Origin of the sequence: Rhizobacter sp. Root404 (assembly GCF_001425865.1) — a bacterium.
Taxonomy (GTDB): Bacteria; Pseudomonadota; Gammaproteobacteria; order Burkholderiales; family Burkholderiaceae_C; genus LMDS01.
Window position 1 is genome coordinate 828,069 of the sequence record NZ_LMDS01000005.1, and the last position, 15,694, is coordinate 843,762.

At 65.0% G+C, this 15,694-nt stretch carries 14 protein-coding genes; 4 read left to right on the forward strand and 10 right to left on the reverse strand.

Annotated elements, in window-relative coordinates:
• Positions 1 to 3: 3 nt before the first annotated feature.
• The 4 genes from ASC76_RS17940 to ASC76_RS17950 all read right to left on the reverse strand — a co-directional run bounded on the left by ASC76_RS17940 (position 4) and on the right by ASC76_RS17950 (position 5,455).
• Positions 4 to 858, reverse strand: a complete 855-nt coding sequence (locus tag ASC76_RS17940; protein ID WP_056469430.1) for an HDOD domain-containing protein — start codon at positions 856 to 858, stop codon at positions 4 to 6.
• Positions 855 to 995, reverse strand: coding sequence for a hypothetical protein (locus ASC76_RS25465; protein WP_157615784.1), 141 nt, complete (start codon positions 993 to 995; stop codon positions 855 to 857). Before ASC76_RS25465 ends, ASC76_RS17940 begins: the two co-directional genes overlap by 4 nt.
• Positions 992 to 3,919: an EAL domain-containing protein gene (locus ASC76_RS17945; RefSeq protein ID WP_082549258.1), complete on the reverse strand. Its 2,928-nt coding sequence runs from the start codon at positions 3,917 to 3,919 to the stop codon at positions 992 to 994. The genes ASC76_RS25465 and ASC76_RS17945 overlap by 4 nt, the downstream gene beginning before the upstream one ends.
• Before the next feature lie 63 nt (positions 3,920 to 3,982).
• Positions 3,983 to 5,455 carry a PLP-dependent aminotransferase family protein gene (locus ASC76_RS17950; protein ID WP_056469437.1) on the reverse strand — a complete coding sequence of 491 codons (1,473 nt, stop codon included), beginning with the start codon at positions 5,453 to 5,455 and terminating at the stop codon, positions 3,983 to 3,985.
• Positions 5,456 to 5,532: 77 nt separating this feature from the next.
• Between ASC76_RS17950 and ASC76_RS17955 the strand changes: the two genes are divergently transcribed.
• Genes ASC76_RS17955 through ASC76_RS26650 form a run of 3 tightly spaced genes read left to right on the forward strand, consistent with a single transcriptional unit; the run spans position 5,533 to position 6,442 of the window.
• Positions 5,533 to 5,784: a hypothetical protein gene (locus ASC76_RS17955; RefSeq protein ID WP_157615786.1), complete on the forward strand. Its 252-nt coding sequence runs from the start codon at positions 5,533 to 5,535 to the stop codon at positions 5,782 to 5,784.
• Entirely contained in the window at positions 5,781 to 6,281 is a 501-nt protein-coding gene (locus tag ASC76_RS25760; protein ID WP_162247125.1) for a PAS domain-containing protein, read from the forward strand. The genes ASC76_RS17955 and ASC76_RS25760 overlap by 4 nt, the downstream gene beginning before the upstream one ends.
• On the forward strand, positions 6,224 to 6,442 hold the full coding sequence (locus ASC76_RS26650; RefSeq protein WP_082549259.1) for a DUF2399 domain-containing protein: 219 nt from the start codon (positions 6,224 to 6,226) through the stop codon (positions 6,440 to 6,442). Before ASC76_RS25760 ends, ASC76_RS26650 begins: the two co-directional genes overlap by 58 nt.
• A gap of 762 nt (positions 6,443 to 7,204) precedes the next feature.
• Here the strand turns inward: ASC76_RS26650 and ASC76_RS17960 are convergent.
• Together ASC76_RS17960 and ASC76_RS17965 are read right to left on the reverse strand one after the other, a co-directional pair.
• Positions 7,205 to 8,137 (reverse strand): hypothetical protein, encoded by a 933-nt coding sequence (locus ASC76_RS17960; RefSeq protein ID WP_157615788.1) that lies wholly within the window; start codon positions 8,135 to 8,137, stop codon positions 7,205 to 7,207.
• Between the two features lie 23 nt (positions 8,138 to 8,160).
• Entirely contained in the window at positions 8,161 to 8,547 is a 387-nt protein-coding gene (locus tag ASC76_RS17965) for a hypothetical protein (RefSeq protein WP_056469446.1), read from the reverse strand.
• Between the two features lie 267 nt (positions 8,548 to 8,814).
• Here ASC76_RS17965 and ASC76_RS17970 point away from each other — a divergent pair, with 267 nt between their 5' ends.
• On the forward strand, positions 8,815 to 10,368 hold the full coding sequence (locus ASC76_RS17970; RefSeq protein ID WP_162247139.1) for a diguanylate cyclase: 1,554 nt from the start codon (positions 8,815 to 8,817) through the stop codon (positions 10,366 to 10,368).
• A 138-nt stretch (positions 10,369 to 10,506) separates the two neighbouring features.
• Here ASC76_RS17970 and ASC76_RS17975 read toward each other — a convergent pair whose 3' ends face one another.
• The 4 genes from ASC76_RS17975 to ASC76_RS17985 form a co-directional block, all read right to left on the reverse strand.
• Positions 10,507 to 11,292 (reverse strand): hypothetical protein, encoded by a 786-nt coding sequence (locus tag ASC76_RS17975; RefSeq protein ID WP_157615790.1) that lies wholly within the window; start codon positions 11,290 to 11,292, stop codon positions 10,507 to 10,509.
• Entirely contained in the window at positions 11,289 to 11,693 is a 405-nt protein-coding gene (locus ASC76_RS24815) for a SirB2 family protein (RefSeq protein ID WP_082549260.1), read from the reverse strand. Before ASC76_RS24815 ends, ASC76_RS17975 begins: the two co-directional genes overlap by 4 nt.
• Positions 11,694 to 11,718: 25 nt before the next feature.
• The gene (locus ASC76_RS26465) at positions 11,719 to 11,817 is read right to left on the reverse strand and encodes a hypothetical protein (RefSeq protein WP_305816867.1); all 99 of its coding nucleotides are present in this window, start codon (positions 11,815 to 11,817) and stop codon (positions 11,719 to 11,721) included.
• A gap of 452 nt (positions 11,818 to 12,269) precedes the next feature.
• The gene (locus ASC76_RS17985; protein ID WP_056469456.1) at positions 12,270 to 15,386 is read right to left on the reverse strand and encodes an error-prone DNA polymerase; all 3,117 of its coding nucleotides are present in this window, start codon (positions 15,384 to 15,386) and stop codon (positions 12,270 to 12,272) included.
• Positions 15,387 to 15,694: the final 308 nt, after the last annotated feature.

Here is a 15,694-nt window from a genome sequence, read left to right on the forward strand (position 1 = left end):
GCTTCAGTGAAACAGTGCTTCGCACAGCGTCTTGAACTGCGCCTCGGTGTGGGCGAACAGCCGCATGCAGGTCGCGTCGTCCAGGCGGCAGGCGGCCCAGACCGGCAGCACCAGCGTCGACACCGCCTCGTCGGCGTCGCCGGCGAGGCCGAGTGCGTGGGCCATGGCATCACCCACGTGGGCGGTGCCCGTCAGCGTGAGCCCGTCGCCGACCGGCGGTGCGTGATGCTCGCGGATGGCATCGACGATGGCCGGCGCGAAGTTCCACTGCCGTGCGATCAGCCCGCCGACCTCCGCATGATCGAGGCCGAGCACCGCGCGCTCGGCCTCGGTGTCGGGGCAGTCCCGCTCGCGTCGCCACCGTTGCGCTTCGGCATAGGCCGGCGCAAACGCGCTGGCCAGCGCCAGCCGGCCGATGTCGTGCAGCAGGCCGACCGTGAACGCCAGGTCGGCGTCGTCGCGCCCCAGTTCGCCGGCCAGCGCCTGTGCGCACAGCGCACTGCCGATCGAATGGCGCCAGAACGCGTCGTGATCGAACCCGGGGTGGCGCCGAAAGCTGCCGGCCAGCCCGGCGGCGGTGACGACAGCGCGCACGGTGCGCAGGCCCAGCACCCCGATCGCCTCGGCCACCGAGCGCACCTGCCGGCCGCGCCCGTAGAACGAGGAGTTGGCCAGACGCAGCGTCTTGGCGGCAAGCGCCTGGTCGCGCGAGATCTTGGCCGCATACTGCGCGCCGCTGAGTTCCTCGTGGCCGAGCGACTCGACCAGCTCGAGCACCACCGAGGGCAGCGCGGGCAGGTCGCGCAGCGCAGCGAGCAGCTCTTCGCGGGCAATCGGCCGAAGGGCGGCCGTGGTCATCGCGGCGACTCCTGGCGATAGCGCTGCACGACGTGCAGCAGCGGGTGTACGCGTCCGTCGCGCAGGCTGTGGCGGAACAGGTGCGTCAGCGCCACCGGCACCACCGGCGGCTTGTCGGGAATGGGCGGGACGCTCACGTCGGGGCCCCGGCTTCCGGCAGCAGCACCAACAGACGGCCGCGGGCGTTGCCGTTCAGGCCCCGGCTCATGGCCCACCAGCGGCGCTGCGCCAGCGTGACGAGCATCGGTTCGCCCTCCAGCGCCTGCCGCAGGGCCTGCGGCAGTTGCTCGGCGGCAGGCGTGCCCAGCAAGTCGCCAACCCGTCCACACAGCGCCTGGGCGTGCGCGTTGGCGAACACCAGCAGGCCTTCGTCGTCGATGCCGAACACGGGCACCGGCACCGCATCCAGCAGTTCCTGCGCCGCCTCGCGGCTGCCGACCTCGCGCTTGTTCTGTTCGCGCTGTGCACTCAACAGCGACTGCAATCGCCCGTTCAGCCCGGCCAGTTCCCGGTTGGCGGTTTGCACCTCCTGGTCGAGGCGGCGGTTCTGGTCCGCCATCTCCTTCAACGCGAAGGCCTCGCGCAGATGGGCCCGCAACTGCTCGTCGTCCCAGGGCTTGGCCAGGAACTTGTAGATCGCTCCCTCGTTGATCGCGTCGGTGATCGACTGCAGCTCCGTGTAGCCCGACAACACCAGCCGGATCGTGTTCGGGTACAGCTGCCTGGCCCGCCGCAGCAGTTCGACGCCGGTCATGCCCGGCATGCGCTGATCGGACAGGATCACGTCGACCTGGTGCCGTGCCATCAGCTGCAGCGCCTGCTCGGCGCTGGAGGCGCTGAGCACCAGCCAGCCTTCGGCGCGCAGCAGCCGGCGCAGCGCGGCGACGATGTTCTCTTCGTCATCGACCAGCAGCAACGTGCGCTGCCGCGAGCGCCGGCCGAGCAGTGCCGGGTCGACCTGGCGGCCGTCGCGCAGCATCGTCTCGACCGCTGCCGCCGGCAGCGCCGCGCTGAACCAGTAGCCCTGCATCTGGTCGCACTGGTTGGCCGCCAGCAGTGCCGCCTGGCCCTCACTCTCGACGCCCTCGGCAAGCACCTTCATCCGCAGGCTGTGCGCCATCGTGATGATGGCGCGCGTGATCGAGACGTCTTCTGCCGGCGCGGTGACGTCGGGCACCAGCGAGCGGTCGATCTTGACCACGTCCACCGGCAGCCGGCGCAGGTAGCTCAGGCTGGAGTAGCCGGTACCGAAATCGTCGAGAGAGACCTCGACACCGAGCGCACGCAACGCTTGCAGGTGCAGCACCGCCTGATCGAAATTGGCGATCAGCATGTTCTCGGTGACCTCGACACCGAACAGGTGCGGGTCGAGGCCGGACGCCGCGAGCAGGGCTTCGATGCGGCGCGCCAGGTCCGGCTGCAGCAGCTGGCGCGCCGACAGGTTGACCGCCATGCGCAACGGTGGCAGTCCGGCCCGCTGCCAGGCCGCGGCCTGCTCGACCGCGCGGCGCAGCACCCAGTCGCCGATGGCGACGATCAGGCCGGTCTCTTCGGCAATCGGGATGAAGCGATCCGGCGCGATGCGGCCGAGCGTCGGGTGCTGCCAGCGCAGCAAGGCCTCGACGCCGACGATGCGGCCGTGCGTGAGCTCGATTTGCGGCTGGTAGTGGAGATCGAACTGCTCGTCGCGCAGCGCGTGGCGCAGCGCCGTCTCCAGGGCCAGCCGTTCGGGGTCGTCGTCGTGCGGTGCGCCGGAATAGACGCTGGCCTGGTTGCGGCCCAGCAGCTTGGCTTGGTGCAGCGCGGCGTTGGCACGGCGGAGCAGGGTATCGGAGTGGTCGCCGTCGGCGGGCGCCGTGGCGATGCCGATGCTGCCGGTGATGTGGATCTCGTGTCCCTCGATCGACATCGGTCGGGCGATGTGCTCCAGCAGCGCCTTCGCCGTGTGCAGCACCGGCACCGCAGGTGAGGGCATCACGATCACGAACTCGTCGCCACCGCGGCGCGCCACCAGGTCGGCGTTGCGCACGGTGGCGGCGATGCGCTGTGCCGCTTCGCGCAGCACCGCGTCGCCGATGTGCGGGCCGAGGCCGTCGTTGATGCGCTTGAAGCGGTCGAGTTCCAGCACCAGCACCGCGGTCTCGGTGCGGGTCTGCAAGGTCGCGGCCAGGCGCTCGAACAGCAACTGGCGGTTCGGCAGCCCGGTCAGCTCGTCGAACTGCAGCAACTGGCGGATGCGGCGTTCGGCGGCGCAGCGCTCGCGCAGGTCGTCGATGCAGACATGGGCGAAGGACGTGCCGTCGCTGGTCACCAGACTGACGGAGACATCGACCGGAATCTCGTGTCCTTCGCGATGGCGCACGCTGGTCTCGAAACGCAGCGAACGACCTTCGCACAAGTCGCGCCAGCGCTGCGGCCACTGGGCCGGGTCGACCTGGGTGTCGATGTCGGGCACCCGCAGCCGCAGCAGCTGCTCGCGCTCCAGCCCCAGCAGCCGGCAGGCCGCTGCGTTGGCATCGCGAAAGGCGCCGTCGGGCCCGACCTGCAGCAGCGCGTCGTTGGCCTGTTCGACGGCATGGCGGGTCAGCAGCAGCTGCTGTTGTGCCTGCTCGCGTTCGGTCACGTCGCGCGCGGACGGTATCAGCCACGCCACCCGGCCGTCTGCGCCATAGAGCGGCAGCAGCGAGAAGTCCATCGACAGCGTGGCCCCACTGCTCGTCGCGACGCGCACGTCGAAGCGCGGCGCTCCTCCGCGCAAGGCGCTGGCCAGCGCGTGCTGCAGCCGCCGCCGCGACAGGTCGCAGGCCTGCCACCACGGCGTGTCGTCGAAGCGCCTGCCGATGACCTGCTCCGGCGTGCTGCCGATGGCCTGCAGCGCCGCCTGGTTGGCGTAGCGCAGCACACCGTCGGTGTCGAGCAGGCCGGCGAAGATGGAAGGTCCGAGCCGGTCCAGGACCTCATGCAGCGCGCTTGCGGGGTCCGGTGACGCTGGGCCGCCTGCCGGGAGCGTCGACGCGTGATCACGACACAGCGTGAGCGGGACGGTTGGGGATTTCGACATGCACGCAGTCTGCCGGGCAGCCTGCGCCGGTGGCGTGAGCAGTTGCGGGGTTGGGCGACCGGATCAGATCGACGGTGGCGCCGCGGCGTCGACGCGCGGTGCGTCGTCGACCAGCCGGGCGAGGGTGCGCATGGCGCGCTCGAGCGTCTCGTCCCAGTGCTGGCCGCAGGTAAGCCGGATGTGGTGCTGGAACTCGGCGCGTGCCGAGAACATGGGCCCGGGGGCCAGGCTGATGCGGTGGGTCAGCGCGGCACGGTGCAGGGCCATCGCGTCGACACCGGCAGGCAGTTCGACCCAGACGAAGTAGCCGCCGGCCGGCCGCACCACTTTCGTCCCGTTGGGGAAGTTCCTGTTCACCGCGTCGAACAGGCTGTCGCGCTGCGCCTGCAGCGACAGGCGCAGGCTGCGCAGATGGCGGTCGTAACCGCCTTCCTGCAGGTACTCGGCCAGCGCCGCCTGGACCGGGATCGACCCCGTCAGGCTCGTCATCAGTTTCAGCCGTTCGACCTCGCGCGCCAGCCGGCCCGGCGCGGCCCAGCCGACGCGGTAGCCCGGCGCCAGGCACTTCGAGAACGACGAGCAGTGCAGAACCAGACCGCGGCGGTCGTAGGCCTTGGCCGGCAGCGGCGCCACCTTGCCTTCGTAGAGCTCCGCATAGACGTCGTCTTCGATCAGCGGCAAGTCGTGGCGGGCGAGCAGTTCGACCAGGTCGCGCTTCTTCGTCTCGGGCATCAGGCAGCCGAGCGGGTTCTGGAACGTCGTCATCAGCCAGCAGGCTTTGGGGCGGTAGAGCTCGATGACCTGCGCAAGCCGGCCGAGATCGATGCCCTCGCGCACATGGGTCGGCACTTCGATCGCGTGCAGGCCCAGGCGCTGCAGCGCCTGCAGCGCCACATAGAAGGTCGGCGACTCGACCACCACCGCATCACCCGGCCTCGCCACCGCGTTCAGACACAGGTTCAGCGCTTCCATCGCGCCGTGGGTCAACACGATCTCGTCGGTGGGCACGGCCATGCCCTGACGCAGATAGCGTTTGGCAATCTCGCGCTTGAGGCGCAGGTTGCCCGGCGGCAGGTCCTCCACCATGTTCCAGGGTTCGAGACGCCGTGTACTCGAGACCAGCGCGCGCCGCAGTCGATCGAGAGGAAACAGGGTGGGGCTCAGGAACGCGGAACCGAAGGGCACGATGTCGCGAGCGCGCGCGGCGCCCAGACACGCGTAGACCAAGTCGTTGACCGCGACGGGCTGGGATCCGGACTGCGGCTCCGTGGTCTGCGGCTCGGCCAGCAGGACGCCGCTGGCACGGGCGGCGACGAAGTAACCCGACCGGGGCGCCGCGCGGACCAGGCCACGAGACTCGAGCAGGTAATAGGCCTGGAACACCGTGCTCGCGCTGACGCCCCGACTTGAACGCGCCTGGCGCACGGAAGGCAGGCGATCCCCGGGACGCAGCACCCCCGCAGCGATCTGTTGTTCGATCTCGCGAGCCAGCAGTTCGTACCTCGCAACGGAGGCGGAGGTTGGAGAAGTGGGCATGGTGGCAGCACCGCGCCTCCATCCATCCGCTGGCAGCGTAGGGGAGCGTTGTCCAAGTCTACAGGCTGAGCGTCCCGATGCAAGCTGGCTTTGGCGTGGGCCGATCCTTGCGCGGCGGCATGGCGATCGGCTCGCTGACCGTGGCATCCGGCGAAGGCGATTGTTTCGATCGCGACATGGTGCTCATCCTTGCCGAGATCGCCGGGCAGGCCTCGTTCGCGCTCGACAATCTCGAGCGGGAGCGTGCACGCCTGGAGGCCGCGCGGCAGGCGCAGCAGTCGAACGAGCGGTTCATGGTCGCCTTGGAGACCCTGCCGATCTCCGCGTGATCTTCGCGCTCGACAAGGGCGGCACTCGGGCGCCCGTTCTGGCTGTCAACGCAGCATTCTGCGACCTGTTCGGCGTCCACAAGGAGAAGCTCCTCGGACGGTCCTTGCCCGACAACGGCATCGTCCTGCCCGCAACGAGCCGTGAGGATCTCTTCATGCCGGTCGTGGAAGGGGGGCGGTCAAGAACCGCGAGATCAGGATCTGGCGTCCCGATGGTCGCGGGGTCACCCTGCTGGTCAGCGTTCAACCCCTGGAATTCCAGGGCCGCCGCTCGGAGCTGGCGACGGCCATCGACGTCAGCGACCTCCACGAGCGCGAGCGCCGTCTCGCCGGCGTCCTGGATTCCACGCTCGATCCGGCGATCACGATTGACCACCGAGCAGCGCATCGTGATCTACAACGAGGCTGCCGCGCTCACGTTCGGCTATGCACCGAAGGGATGCCTGCCGCGGCGCAGCGAGTACTGCTGCATCAGTTGCGGGCGTCGGGCGCTGTAGTTGCGTATCACGGAGACTTTGATTGGCCAGGAATACGAATTGCCGGTCACGTAATCCGAATGCACGGCGCCATCCCGTGGCGAATGGGCAGTAGCGACTACGAGCAAGCAGTGGAATGCGCAGTCGGAAACGATGGCGGAAACTGGGGTCGCGGTTGCTGAAGAAGCAATAACCCAGCTCTTACTTCCTGACTTCGGCGGCGGGGCGTGACGCGTTAGCGGCCCGAGCTGGGAGCCGTTGGCAGGCACAGCCAGGCACGTTGGCAACCAAAGCATGTTTCAACACAAGCAGCTGTTGTGACAAGTCGTCCCTGCTAACACTGGGCAGCTAAATCAACGACTTACATGCGGTCCCCTGTCGCATCGCAAGTTTGGCAAGCCAAGATATCGGGTCTCGGCGATTTAATTTCTGCAACGTTCTAAGTCGTTGATTTGACTAGACTTTTTCGGCTTTTCGAAATAGTACTCATCTCTGAGTCGTGACGCCATGTGCCCTGCGGGCGAAGGGCTCGTTTTCCCCTCCCGCAACCCTCAAGGCGGCGTGCCTGGCGCATTGTCATTCGCTGGCTCGACGCGCTGTCCGTTTACGAATGCAACGCCGTTCACCACCTCAATGAGCATGGGCCCGAACCTTCCCTCCCAAACGTACCGTTCTACCCCCTCTGCGTCGAGCGGCAATTGAGTCTGAGCGGTGTTTTGAAGCAGCAAATGCTCCTTTAGTAGGTGCGTTTTCATGTGCGAATACTGTATGTAACAACAGTATAGACGAGTGCGTGTCCGAGAAGACTCCGACCCTGAGAGGAGTCGCTCGAGCCACCCGGTTGCGGGCGAGGCCTGTGCGTGCGACGGGCGTCGTTGCTGGTGAGTTCGCTAGGCCCCAGTCGACTTGGAACTGCGCACCGACGAGGAGCTTGAGGTCTTGAGTCAGCGGATTCGCGCTGACAAGCATTGCTGCCATTCGGGAGGCGGACACGCCGAGCACTGCGTCGTCCCTACGGGGCCGCGCCCTCCCATGCACGCGCCGCCGCAGTCCATGATGAGAGCGCCCGTGGTGTTGTCATGGACGGTGACTGGCCCATCACCTTCCGGATGACAACTCAACTCGACGTACTTTCCGCAGTACGTGACCTTGTCACAGTACGGTGCATGGAATCCGCCCGAAGCTCGCGAGCGCAGGGATGGGTGGAGTTGGTCAATGCCAGCGGTGTCAGGTATCCGGCTCTCAAACCAGTTCCATGCGACCCACATCGAGCAAGCGACGCACAACACGCCGAATAAAAGGTCAAACTGCGAACGTCGACTCGCGCCCGGACTATTGAGAGCTGGCGGTGGGCGTGAATGCGTGTGCCGAGCGACCACGGCGGCACCTCCGACCCCAAACATCAACCACAGCATCGCGCCTAAGAGCACCGGTGTCACCGCGGACTTGTGCCAGTTAGCCTGGGCGCCTTCCTGGACCATCTCCGCGATGGGAAAGAGCAACACTAGGACTGTCGCGTACCAGAGGTATGGCGCCCATCGCACTAGGCAAAGCAATCCAATGCCGGTCAGCCCAAACGCAGCCGCCTGAACCCAGAGCCATCCGTCGGTCATGCCGGGGGCCAAGGCGTTGAACACAAGGGAGACCCCCAATGCGACCAAGCCCAGCGCGAACACGTAGTACATCGCACTCGTACTTGCGAATCGACTGACGAGAAAGACCGCCAGGGGAATCAGCAACAAGTTGAGCGCGCGAAGCGGAAAAGGGCCGGTGCCGCTATTGCAGACGATGATGGCAACGAGTATGAGCAGCGTTCCGCCCGTCATGGCGAAGCTGAGAGAACTGCGTAATCTGGTTGGCGCGGGAAAGATGTTCATCCGCTTGAGTTGCGTTAACGGCATCAAAGGCCGGGCCATCCGCCAGAGCGGCGCATTGCCGTCAGCACCATCTCCTTCGCCTCATCGACGGACTGAGTGTCGCCCTTAACCCACGCATATGGCCATGGTGCTTCATCTTCCGGAAGCAAGTACTCGATGGAAATGCCATACATCGACGACGCCATCAGCATGACAAGTTCAGGAGCGCGTTCGTCATCCTCGGCGCGCAGCCCGAGTTGATGCATATGCGTCATGCCGTAAGCACTCAGCGAGGAAGGTACGTCTCTGAGAGCACCAATGAGGGCGAGCATGGCTCCGTCATGGGGCTGGCGATGAATTGCCACCAGGAATCCGTTTGGACCGTAGAAATCGTTGATGGTCGTTCGACCGCTGAGCATCTCGACGTGCATGGGCGACGCATCGGCAATGCCGGAAGTGGAGCGAGAACTTCAACGATATCGCAGGCAGCGCACTGACTGCAGTTCAATTGCAAGGTTAGGGGTCCCAATTGCGCCCACTTGGACGGGGTCATTGGTGACTTCAGGCACCCTGGGTACCGAGGAAAGCACTGCAAATTGAGCCCGACAATTAGCGTTTGCCGCTGCGTGTGGCGCATGTCACGGCACTCTTCGTAGTGCCAGCCGATGGGCGCAAATCGCGTGATATACCTCGCGCCCATGCTGCGAGAATCACATTTCTTCGAGGATAGTTTTGAAAACTTGCTTCGCCGGGCGCAGGAGGCTGTCGCCGACCTCCGCTACGAGGATGCGCTGACCCAAGTCCTGCATGCATTGAAGTTGGCCGAAGACGCCGGCGATGACTTGCAACAGTCCCGGGCGCACGCCAAACACTCTCGCATTCTGTCGCGACTAAGCCTGTATGCCGAAGCGGTGTCTGCTGCGTACTCGGCGCTTCGGTTCGCGGGAAATGACCCGGCCCAAGGAGCTGACGCGCTGGGGGCGCTCGGGACTGCCAACCAGACGCTCACCCCGCCTGAGGGGCACTTCAAACACTACGACGAGATGTTGGCTAAGGCACGCCAAGCAGGTGATGCGAGTCTGGAGGCCAGCGCGGTTCGCGGGATGTGCATCGCGAACCTCATGTCGCACCAGAAGCACTTTCACGAAGGCCGCGACAAGAACGACCCCGCGATGTTGAGCCATGCCAGCGAGGCTCTGAGACTTGCGCTCGAAGCGCTGAGAATTAGCCGCGATACGGGCGACGAGCGAAGTGCCTATTTAGGCCAGCACTTGCAGGTCGGTGCACTGATTGCAAGCGGCGACCTCGCGGCGGCTCGGGGCGTCAGCGAGCAGATGCTGGTGACGTCTTCGGCGACCGTATGGGTAGCCGAAAGCGGCTCGGACCGAGCTATAGCGCTAAAGCATCTAGGTGACCTCGACATGCTGGACGGCCGTCTGGACGACGCCGAAAGCCGTATGACGCAAGCGCTGGCGATTTGCGAATCGCATCGGGACGTTCGCAAGGCGGCAGACTGCTTCACAGTTCTGTCTGACATCAGCGAGCGCAAGGGCGACTACAAAGCTGCACTGGAGTGGCAGCGACGTTCGTTCGATGCTTTCATGCAGTTCGCCTCTGCTTCGGCGCGTGCGCACGCGTCAGCAACTGCGGTCCGCGAAGGGGCTGAGCGCGCACGGGCCTTCGCAGCGTTGCAGCAGGAGCGCGCCGACCGGCTGGAGCACAGCAACCAGGAATTGGCCCTGGAGGCTAAGCGGCACGCGAGCGCCGCGCTTCAGGATGCACTCACCGGCATTGCCAACCGCCGCTGTCTGGACACCGAGCTTGCCGCGCTCATGAACGACCGTCGTGGCCGCGGGCGCTGCAGTCTGGCGCTGCTGGACATCGACCACTTCAAGTGGGTCAACGACACGTTTCTGCACACGACCGGCGACAAGGTGCTGCGACGCATCGGCGCCGTCCTGCGAGAGTGCTCGCGGGAGAAGGATGTCGTTGCCCGTTTTGGCGGCGAGGAATTCGCAGTCATCTTCGTGGACATCGACCCGCTTGAGGTTGCAGGTGCTTGCGACCGCATCCGCCGAGCAATTGCCGATGTCGCGTGGTCAGAAGTCCAGCCCGACCTGACCGTCACGGTAAGCCTCGGCTTCGCGCACTTTGATGAGGCTGGAGGAGATGTCGACGAGCTCGTGAAGGTGGCCGACGGCAGGCTCTTTCAAGCGAAGCGCGCGGGGCGAAACCGAGCGGTCGGACCTTGACCCGTAGTCAATCGGTTGCGAAGAGCGCCGCTGCTCGTGGCTAGCGGCACTGTCTGCGCAGATATCCAGTGATTCTTCTCAGTCGCACAGCCGTACCTCTGTGATTTCGTCTGGCAGGCCGCCGGTTCTGTCGAAGTGTCACGGTCCCTGAAACTGGGCAAAGTGCACTCGCCTCCATGCGTCAAAGCAGTCAACGTCCACGGTTCCCTTTTGCGTTCCCGCTTCAAGCCCGGCCAGGTACTCACCCGCACGCCGTCGCACGCGCGCGAGCGCCTGCGGTGACCCGTTTGCTTGGTAATAGGCTTTTAGGTAATCGCGCAGCTCATTGGCGTACCCGTCGTGAACGGAGATGTGCCAAACCTTGTTAGGTAACGTCTTCTCGACCCATCTTCGCGCCGCACCACCGGTCCTTGACCCCTCGATGAACTCGACTAGCGCCCAACATTCACCAAGAAAGGCCGAGACGTCGCCGCTCACCAGCTCCGGCCACCGCCGGTAGGCGGTGGCATCGCCAACCCGTCGCGACGCCAGTTTCGACAGCCTGCGCTCGCGTAGCGCGATGGCTCGCTCCTGAGCCCATGTCAAGCGCGGCTTAGCGCGGGCCAATCCCGCGGTTCCGGGCACCGAGAAGGTATCGACGGGCTGCTCGTTCTCCTGCAGCCATGCAGGCATTGGACCGAGCACCCCGTCGCTCGAGACAGTCATCACGAAGTCGATGTCTGGCCGAACGCTGTAGGCGGCCGCCAATTCTTCGCATTGATGCTCAGCCTCCTGTGGATTTCCTGCTAACCAGAATCCAGCAAGATGCTCGTCTTCGTTGCGCGAGAAACCTCGGCTTCGCTGGCGCATTCCAACGATAGCTTCGCGGGTCTGCGCCGACTTTCGAATGATGATGCCGTACTGGCTCGGTAATTGAATGCTCATGGCACGTACGCCCCTAGCAGCGCAAACACGCCCTTTGGGCTTTTCGTAATGGCGACAGACACAATCCAGGACGCCGTCGCGAGCGCGCCCGCAAACGCCGTGACTCGAATGCCTCTGCTGTACTGCTGTTTCAGCGCTACAACCCCGAGAGCGACATACAGAACCAACCCCAGAAGTTTGGCGAGCAGCCAAGGTGTCGCGGCGGGATTCAAACGAGCAGTCCACGCAAGTGTCACGGCGGACGCGAGCAGGACCGTGTCGACGATTTGCGGCAGAGCCTTTGCAGTTCGTCGCTGCACCCACTCAGCTCCCGCAAGGGATGCAATTCCTCTCGCGAAAAAGCCGGTCAGTGAGAGCGCGACGGCGGTCTGATGCACGAGCTTGACGGCTAAATAGTCCATTCGCCTCCAGTGCTACGCCTAGGCTTCATTCTCGTTTCGGATTGGATACGAGCAGCGCCACAGCCTTCCGAGCCGCAGGCGCTGCCACTAGGACCACAGGGAAGGCGAACAGCCACGCCGTCAGCCCCGCGCCGAGCTACAGATAGCCCTCTTCGAACCCCACGGCCCGGTAAGTCGAGATGCCGGAGACTAGCAGCGACATGAGACGGGAAGGATTCAGGGCGAACAACGTCGGCGCGAATTCGGCAGGAAACTTCCGAGCCTCTTCGGTCATCCAGAAACCATCGTGCGGTTCAGACTCTCAGCGAATTCGGCCAAACATGACGGCCCATCGCGGAGGTGGATTTCGAGCTGGTCATCCAGTCGAACACGAGGTAAACCAGCGGGGCGCCAATAATCCAGACGGGTAAGAGTGCACTGAGAGAGTTCATGCGAATCTCCTAGATGCATCGTTACGGGACTGGGTTTGACGTGAAGAGCATCCACTGTCGTCTGCAATTTTTGCCTTACTCGGCGCCCGCGCTGTAGGTGAATGACGCACTCAACGGTAAGCGGCCGTGGATATCCGATTGCGCATTACTTGAAGTCCCTTGACTCCGTCGTCAGCCGCCCCAGCATCGGCGTGAGGTCCTCCAGCTTCCCCGCAATCAGGCTCTTGACCTCACCCTCGCGCTGCCAGGTGCCGTGCACGAGCAGCAACCGAGACCGCAGCAACTCCTTGCGCTGCGCGTCGCGGAGCGACTTCCAGCAGATGACCTGGACTACCCCGGTCTCATCTTCGAGCGAGATGAAGACCGTCCCGTTGGCCGTGTCCGGCTGCTGCCGCAAGGTCACGATGCCCGCGTAGTGCACCAACTGGCCGCTGCGAGCCGCATCGAGGTCTTCTGCCGTCTTGAGGTGTCGTCCCGCGAGATGCGGCCGCAGCAACCCCATCGGATGCGTCCGCAGCGTGAGGCCGAGCGACACGTAGTCGAAGACCACCTCCTCCCCCTCCGGCGCCGACGGCAGCTCAAGGACCTCTTCATCGAACGGTGCATCCCGCAGCAGCTCCGGCGTCGAGCGCAGCGCGGCCGCGTCCCAGACCTGCTGGCGTCGATGGCCCGACAGCGACATCAGCGCGTCCGCCGCTGCCAGCAGCTTCATCTCGTGCAGCTCCACCTCCGCGCGCCTGGCCATGTCCTCGGCGTTATCAAAGACCCGAACCCGGCGCGCCGCGACGATGCGCTCGGCCGACTCCCACTTAAGTCCGGCAATCATCCGCAGCCCCAGCCGCACGGCCGGCGGATGCGGCAGGTCCTCCAGCGTGCAATCGACGTCGCTCTCCATGACGTCCGGACGACGCACCTCCACGCCATGCCGCTTGGCATCCTGGACCAGCTGCGACGGCGAGTAGAACCCCATCGGCTGCGAGTTCAGTAGTGCCGCCAGGAACTCTGCCGGGTGATGCCGCTTTATCCAGCAGCTCGCGTAGACGAGGAGGGCGAACGACGCCGCGTGGCTCTCCGGGAAGCCGTACTCGCTGAAGCCGTGAATCTGCTTGAAGATGCCTTCGGCGAATTCCTTCTCGTACCCGCGCGATGTCATCCCGTCGACGATTTTCGAGTGGTACTTCTCCAGCCCGCCTTTCCTCTTCCAAGCGGCCATGGCCCGGCGCAGCTGGTCCGCCTCCCCAGGCGTGAAGCCGGCAGCGATGATGGAGATTTGCATGACCTGCTCTTGGAAGACGGGCACGCCCAGCGTCCGACCCAGCGCCTCTTTCAGGTCCTCCTTCGGGTAGGTCACTGGCTCCTTGCCCTGACGCCGATTCAGGTAGGGGTGGACCATCCCGCCCACGATGGGGCCGGGCCGCACGATGGCAACCTCGATGACCAGGTCGTAGAAGCAGCGCGGCTTCATGCGCGGCAGCATCGACATCTGGGCGCGGCTCTCGATTTGGAAGACACCGACCGTGTCGGCCTTGCAGACCATGTCGTAAGTCTGCGGGTCCTCGGCGGGGATGTCCTGCATCTCGAACTGGTAGCCCTTGCGCGCTCCGATGAACTCGAGCGACTTGCGGATGGCGGTGAGCATGCCGAGCGCGAGGCAATCGACCTTCAGCAGGCCCATCACATCGAGGTCGTCCTTGTCCCACTGGATGACGGTGCGGTCCTCCATGGAGGCGTTCTCGATGGGCACCATGCGCGAGAGCGGCCCCTTGGTCAGCACGAAGCCACCGGTATGCTGGCTCAGGTGCCTAGGGAAGCCGAGCAGTTGCTCGGTGAGATGAAGCAGCTGGCGCACCTGCAGGTCGTCGATGGACAGACCGACCTCAGTGAGCCGTTCCGCCTTGACCTCGCGCCCATCCCACCACTGGTGCCCCTTGGCGATGGCGTCGACGGTCTCCAGCGAGTACCCGAGCGCCTTGCCGACATCGCGGATGGCCGACTTCGGGCGGTAGCTGGTCACGACACCGGTGATGGCAGCGCGGTCACGGCCATACTTGCGGTACAGGTACTGAAGCACCTCCTCGCGCCGCTCGTGCTCGAAGTCGATGTCGATGTCGGGCGGCTCCTTGCGCTCCTTGGAGATGAAGCGCTCGAACAGCACCGACATCCGCGCGGGGTCCACTTCGGTCACGCCGATGCAGTAGCAGACGACGCTGTTGGCCGCGCTCCCCCGCCCTTGGCAGAGGATGTGGCGCGAGCGCGCGAAGGCGACGATGTCGGCGACGGTCAGGAAGTAGTGCTCGTACTTCAAATCCTTGATGAGCTCGAGCTCGTGCTCGATTTGAAGCTGGACCTTCGCAGGCATGCCCTGCGGCCAGCGACGGCCCGCACCTTCGTAGGTAATTTGCCGAAGGTACGAGCTCGACGTGTGGCCGGTGGGCACCACCTCGTCCGGATACTGGTACCGCAGGTCCTCGAGCGAGAACACGCAGCGTGCGGCGACGACCAGCGTTTCGGCGAGCAGGTCCTCGGGGAACGTCTGAGCCAGGCGAAGTCGCGTGCGCAGATGCCGCTCGGCGTTCGGCTGCAGGTCCAGGCCGCACTCGGTGAGCGGCTTGCCGATGCGCGTGGCGGTGAGCACATCCTGAAGAGGCTTTCGTGAGCGGACATGGAAGTGCACGTCGCCGGCGGCCACCAGCGGGATGGCGGTGGAGCCGCTGACTTGGCGCAACCGGTGCAGCCACATCTCGTCGTCGAGCACCCGAATCTGTTCGACCCCAAGCCAGCAGCGGCCGATGAAGTGGTCGAGCAGCCACTTGGCCGCGGTCTGCAGTTGCTCGACCTCGGCCATCCGCTGGGGCGACATGATGACCACGCACTCCTCGAGCTCCGAACCGGTGATGTCAGCGATGTCGAGGTCGTACGTGCCCTTCTCGGAGCTGCGCCGCAGCTTGGTAATGAACTGGCACAGATTGCCGTAGCCGAACAGGTTGCAGGCGAGGACGGTGAGCGTGAAGCGCGTGGTGCTGGAGGACGTCGCGACTCCCCAGTCGACCTGGAACTGGGCGCCAACAAGGAGCTTGAAGTCCTGCTCCTTGGCAGCGACGTGGGCACGCACGATGCCGGCCAGGCTGCATTCGTCGGCGACGGCCAGCGCGCTGTAGCCGAGTTGCTTCGCGCGCTCGACGAGTTCTTCAGGTTGGCTGGCACCGCGCAGGAACGTGAAGTTTGAGACGCAGCGCAGTTCTGCGTACTCGGGAATGTTCATGGGGCAGCAGCTCGGGAATTCCGCTTAGAGCTGTATAAATATACAGTATTCGCACGCCCCAGATTGAGCCTTGAACGAACCCCCTAGCGCCGCAGCAGCCTTCGCACCAGCGGCACGGTGCACATCACAGTCACCGAAGCGCCCAGCGCCAGCGGGAGCATGGAACCAGTCTCGCCGGTGGCCCACGCGCCGGCGAACGTGGCGCACAAGCCAGTGAGACAGGTCGAACGAAAAGTGGCCGTGTAGGGTGGGCTTTAGGTAGGCCGCAGCAGTAGTGCTTTTAAGGCGACTGACCACCATTTAGCTAT